This is a genomic window from Microcoleus sp. K5-D4 (assembly GCF_036704575.1).
In the GTDB taxonomy this organism is placed as follows: domain Bacteria; phylum Cyanobacteriota; class Cyanobacteriia; order Cyanobacteriales; family Microcoleaceae; genus Microcoleus.
Genome location: NZ_JAUBSD010000162.1, coordinates 1 through 6125, shown reverse-complemented (window position 1 = coordinate 6125; position 6125 = coordinate 1). Strand labels below are relative to the sequence as shown.

Below are 6125 nucleotides of genomic sequence, written 5' to 3'. Positions count from 1 at the left end.
CCGGGTACGGAAGTAGTCGTTTTGGATGGGAACCGGGATGCGATCGACCAAATTACTCAAATTTTAGCTCTTCGTACTAATATTGACAGCATTCACATCGTTTCTCACGGTGCTCCGGGTAGCTTGCAACTGGGCGACGGTAACTTGAGTTTAGATGATATAGAGTGCGATCGGCAGGATCTACAGCAGTGGTTTTCGCCACGAACCGACTCAATCGGCGACACTCGACCAAATATCCTCCTCTACGGGTGCTGTGTAGCAGCAGGCGAGATAGGTAAAGCATTTGTCAAACGCTTGAGTGAGTTAACCGGGGCTTTTGTTGCGGCTTCCAAAAATCTTACGGGAAGTGCGGCAAAGGGCGGCGACTGGGAACTAGAAGTCAGAACCGGGAAAATTGAAACGCCACTGGTATTTGAAGCCGAAGTATTAGCAGGTTACGAGTATGTTCTGCCTACTTTTGATCCGGCAACGCCCTTTCCCATAACATACAGTCTCCGTAAAGTTGCCAGTGGCGATTTTAACAAAGACGGCAATCTTGACCTAGCCTTTGCCAGCACTGGAGTTAATCGCAACGTCTCGATCGCACTGGGAGATGGCACTGGCAAATTTGGCGCTGCCACTAATCTTAACACCAGCCCGCCAAGCGATCTCTATACCTGGTCTGTCGCTGTAGCCGACTTTAACAAAGACGGCAATTCTGACTTAGTTACCGCCAATAATTTGACTAACAACGTTTCTCTCCTGTTAGGGAATGGCGATGGCACTTTTGGTACTGCCACCTACTTTGGGGTGGGGTCAAGTCCGTATACCGTCGCTGTGGGAGACTTCAACGGGGACGGCAATTCTGATTTAGCTACAGCCAATCAAAGCTCTAACAACGTCTCCATCTTGCCGGGAAACGGTAATGGTACTTTTGGCGCAGCTACTAATTTGAGCGTGGGGTCAAATCCTTATTTTGTGCTTGTCGGCGACTTTAACAAGGATAGCAAGTCTGACTTTGCGACAGCGAACTTTGGTTCTAGCAGCGTATCCATCGTGTTGCAGAATGCTGATGGTACTTTCGCCCCCGCCACTAACTTTACTGTTGGAAATAGCCCTAATTACATTGCTTTAGGAGACTTTAATGGGGACAACAATCCTGACTTAGCAACGAGTAACGAAGGCGGATCAAACAACGTATCAATACTGTTAGGAACTGGCACAGGAAGCTTTAGTGCAGCTACCAACTTTGGCGTTGGAACACAACCCCTTGCTATTGCTAGTGGTGACTTCAATGCCGATGGAAAAGTCGATTTAGCCACAGCCAACAATGGATCGGGGGATGTCTCCGTCTTGTTTGGAAGTGGCGATGGCAGCTTTGGGACTGCCACTAATTTTCTTGTGGGAACCAGTCCCCAAGGTATTGTTGTAGGCGATTTTAACAAAGATGGCTTATCCGATTTAGCTACGGCGAACTTTGACTCTCAAAACACCTCGATTCTGCTGCATACATCTCCGGCGGTAAATTTTGGTGCTGCAACTTACAGTGGCACTGAAGGAACTGCGGATACAGTAGTCAATATTCCCGTTACTATCAGTGGCACTCCTGACACTGCTGTAACAGTACCAATTGTCCTGGATCCCAGTAGCACAGCCACCGAAAATTCAGACTACACCTTTTCGCCGACATCGATTACATTCCCCGCCGGTGCAACAGGTGCCGCACTCACGCAAAATGTTGCAGTTACTATCAAACCTGACAATCTCCCTGAAAACGATGAAACCGCAATCCTCAATTTTGGCGCAATCACAGGTGGCATTGCCGGTACAACAAAACAAACAACATTAACTATTGCCGCTAACGATCAACCTTCAACCCTGAGTCCGTACCAAATAGACCTCAAAACAGGCGCAATTACCGGCCAACCAAACCCGTTTATTTCTCTAGTAAATACCCCTACCGACTCCAACGCAGACAGTTGGTTAGAAGCCGTAGCAAAAATTAATTTTGACGGCAAGATCAAGAAAGCAAAATTCATCGTTGAATACGACAAAGCCCCGTCAGGATGGACGGTAAATCTCGGCGACTCTGGATCAAACGACGGCTATGGAGGGGATGCAAGCACTCAAAGCCGCGATGCCGAGATGAACATTGTTAACGGGAGTATGAGCGTTTTCGGCAATGACTACAATACACCTCCTGGCGGAGAACTTACCCCAGGAAATGTGCCTAACTTTGTGACTAACGCTTCGAGTGTCGAGTTAGAAGTCAGCAACGAACAACTTGCATGGGATAACAAAAACGGGCTAAAAAATAGCTTGAATTCGCCGTATCTTTACGCCCTCAACGGTCAAGTTGATGCTACCGGGCCAGTCAATTCCGAGATTTACGCCGGATTTAACAGAGTGATTTCCGGGCCAGGCGATCGCATCGGCTCGGGTGCTAGCAAGGTGACAATTCTGCTTAATCCGATCGACTACGCGGTTACTGCTGGTGTTGCAACCGTTACAGAAGGCAACTCCGGTACAACTGCTGCCACTTTTACTGTTACCCGCAGCGGTTGCACTGAGTTGGCGAGCACAGTAGATTATGCGATCGGCGGTTCTGCTACAAACGCCAGCGACTACAACAACATCGGCGGCACATCCGGTGCAACTGCTGCGACTGGTACGATTAATTTTGCAGCGGGCGAGACATCGAAAACCATTACTCTTGATGTTTTAGGGGATGCGGCGATCGAAGCCAATGAAACCCTTGAGGTTACGCTGTCCAATCCCTCGGTATTAGATTCTACACCGACAATTACCACTGCTAGTGCTACCACAACTATCAGTAATGATGATACGGCTGGTGTTTCTATTACTCCTACGGAAACAAGTGCTACAGAAGGCGGTGCGGATGGTACCTACAATGTGGTGCTGAAATCGCAGCCAAGTGCCCCGGTAACTATCACTCTCACAACAGGCGATCAGATTCAGGCGATCGCGCCTCTGACTTTCACTCCGGATACTTGGAATGTCGCTCAAACCGTTACGGTGCAAGCGGTTAATGATACGGTTATCGAAGGCGCGCACAGTGCTAATCTTACTCACATTGTGAGTAGCGCTGATACGAATTATAACGGGATTGTGGTTCCAGGGGTGACAGTGGCGATTACTGATAACGATGTAGCGCCACAAGAACCGGAAAAACCGATTGGTACATCAACCCTGAGTCCGTACCAAATAGACCTCAAAACAGGGACAATTACTGGTGGGCCAAACCCGTTTATTTCTCTAGTAAATACCCCTACCGACTCCAACGCAGACAGTTGGTTAGAAGCCGTAGCAAAAATTAATTTTGACGGCAAGATCAAGAAAGCAAAATTCATCGTTGAATACGACAAAGCCCCGTCAGGATGGACGGTAAATCTCGGCGACTCTGGATCAAACGACGGCTATGGAGGGGATGCAAGCACTCAAAGCCGCGATGCCGAGATGAACATTGTTAACGGGAGTATGAGCGTTTTCGGCAATGACTACAATACACCTCCTGGCGGAGAACTTACCCCAGGAAATGTGCCTAACTTTGTGACTAACGCTTCGAGTGTCGAGTTAGAAGTCAGCAACGAACAACTTGCATGGGATAACAAAAACGGGCTAAAAAATAGCTTGAATTCGCCGTATCTTTACGCCCTCAACGGTCAAGTTGATGCTACCGGGCCAGTCAATTCCGAGATTTACGCCGGATTTAACAGAGTGATTTCCGGGCCAGGCGATCGCATCGGCTCGGGTGCTAGCAAGGTGACAATTCTGCTTAATCCGATCGACTACGCGGTTACTGCTGGTGTTGCAACCGTTACAGAAGGCAACTCCGGTACAACTGCTGCCACTTTTACTGTTACCCGCAGCGGTTGCACTGACTTGGCGAGCACAGTAGATTATGCGATCGGCGGTTCTGCTACAAACGTCAGCGACTACAAAAACATCGGCGGCACATCCGGTGCAACTGCTGCGACTGGTAAGATTAATTTTGCAGCGGGCGAGACATCGAAAACCATTACTCTTGATGTTTTAGGCGATGCGGCGATCGAAGCTAATGAAACCCTTGAGGTTACGCTGTCCAATCCCTCGGTATTAGATTCTACACCGACAATTACCACTGCTACTGCTACCACAACTATCAGTAATGATGATACGGCTGGCTTTACTATTAACCCAACAGCATTAAGTACAAGTGAAGTTGGTGGCCAGGCAGATTTTACTGTCAAACTCGATGCTCAACCAACTGCTGATGTTGCGATCGGTTTGAGCAGTGACAATGTTGCGGAAGGAACAGTTTCAACTAATAGCTTAACTTTCACTCCAGCTAACTACAATGAACCGCAAAAAGTAACGGTGACAGGTGTTAACGATTTGCTAGCTGATGGCGATAAAGCTTACAAAATTGTCACGGCTGTTGCTGTGAGCACCGATCCTAATTTCAATAACCTCAATCCTGATGATGTCACAGTCACCAACAGTGACAATGAAACTCCGGGAGTTACGCTGAATCCAACTGCGGGATTAACTACGGGTGAAGCCGGCAGTAGTGCTAACTTTAGTGTGCTTCTGAATACTAAGCCGACTGCTAATGTTACTATCGGTTTGAACACGGATAATGTTGCCGAGGGAACAGTTTCTCCTAATACCATAACTTTCACTCCGGATAACTGGAGTGCACCGCAACAGGTGACAGTAACAGGGGTTAACGATAGCCTTGCTGACGGCGATATTGACTACAAAGTTGTCACGGGGGCTACTGTTAGCACAGATGCGAATTACAGCAACCGAGATGTAGCGGATGTTAGCCTTACCAATAAAGACGATGATACCGCTGGTATTTCTATTACTCCCACGGCAGCAACTGCTACAGAAGGCGGTGCAAATGCTACTTACAGTGCGGTGCTGAAATCCCAGCCGAGCGTCCCTGTCACCCTCACTCTCACAACAGGTAATCAGATTGAAGCGATCGCGCCTCTGACTTTCACGCCAGACAATTGGGATAAGGCTCAAACCGTTACGGTAAAAGCTGTTGACGATACGGTTGTGGAAGGGCCACAGAGCGCTAATATCACTCACACTGTGACTAGCACGGATGCTAAGTATAATAGTGGGATTGTGGTTCCAGGGGTGACAGTGGCGATCGCTGATAACGATTTAGCGCCCGAACCCGGCGGTGGTGGCACTGTAGTAGAACCCAGCGGTGGTGGCACTGTAGAACAACCCGGCGGTGGTGGCACTGTAGAACAACCCGGCGGTGGTGGCACTGTAGTAGAACCCGGCGGTGGTGGCACTGTAGTAGAACCCGGCGGTGGTGGCACTGTAGTAGAACCCGGCGGTGGTGGCACTGTAGAACAACCCGGCGGTGGTGGCATTATTAACCCGGAACCGACACCAGTTACTACAGGAACAAGCAACCCAAACATATTCCCGATCGGATTACCGAACTCTAACGAAACTCCCTTCCCAATAGCGCAACCTAACAATCAGATTCTTGGTATTGCCACGGTAAATTTTTCCCAAGCTACTTACCAAGTCAACGAAAGTCCCACAGGAGTCGTTCAGAGAGAAATTACCCTAACTCGCACTGGGGATCTAAACAACTTTTCCACGGTGTACCTAGAACCTCCTACTGGTTCAGCGACTTGGGGACCTGATTGGAATACCCCCAATTTCTCTCCTCAACTCACCTTTAACCCAGGCGAAAACCGCAAAACTTTCACAATTGACATTTTTCCGGATGGTCAATTTGAGGGAACAGAAGAAATTGCGTTTCGGATCGCCAATGGGGGGGGTAATGTCAATATCGGCACCCAAAACACTGCCACTTTGCAAATTTTCGATGCTGAGGGGCCTCCTACAATTAATTTTTCCCAAGCTACTTACCAAGTCAATGAAAGTCGCACAGGAATTGTTCAAAAACAAATTACCCTCACTCGCACTGGGAATCTAAGCAACTTTTCCAGGGTGGACCTACCATTTCCTACTGGTTCAGCGACTTTCGGAACTGATTGGAACGTTCCGCCCTTGTCTCCTGAACTCATATTTAACCCAGGCGAAAATAGCAAAACTTTCACAATTGACGTTTTTCCGGATGGTCAAGTTGAGGGAACAGAAGAAATTGC

1 protein-coding gene is annotated in these 6125 nt (G+C 48.4%); it reads left to right on the top strand.

Annotated features, from left to right (window positions below):
* A partial coding sequence (locus QUA77_RS28485) for a Calx-beta domain-containing protein (RefSeq protein ID WP_333453951.1) occupies window positions 1-6125 on the top strand: 6125 nt, incomplete at both ends.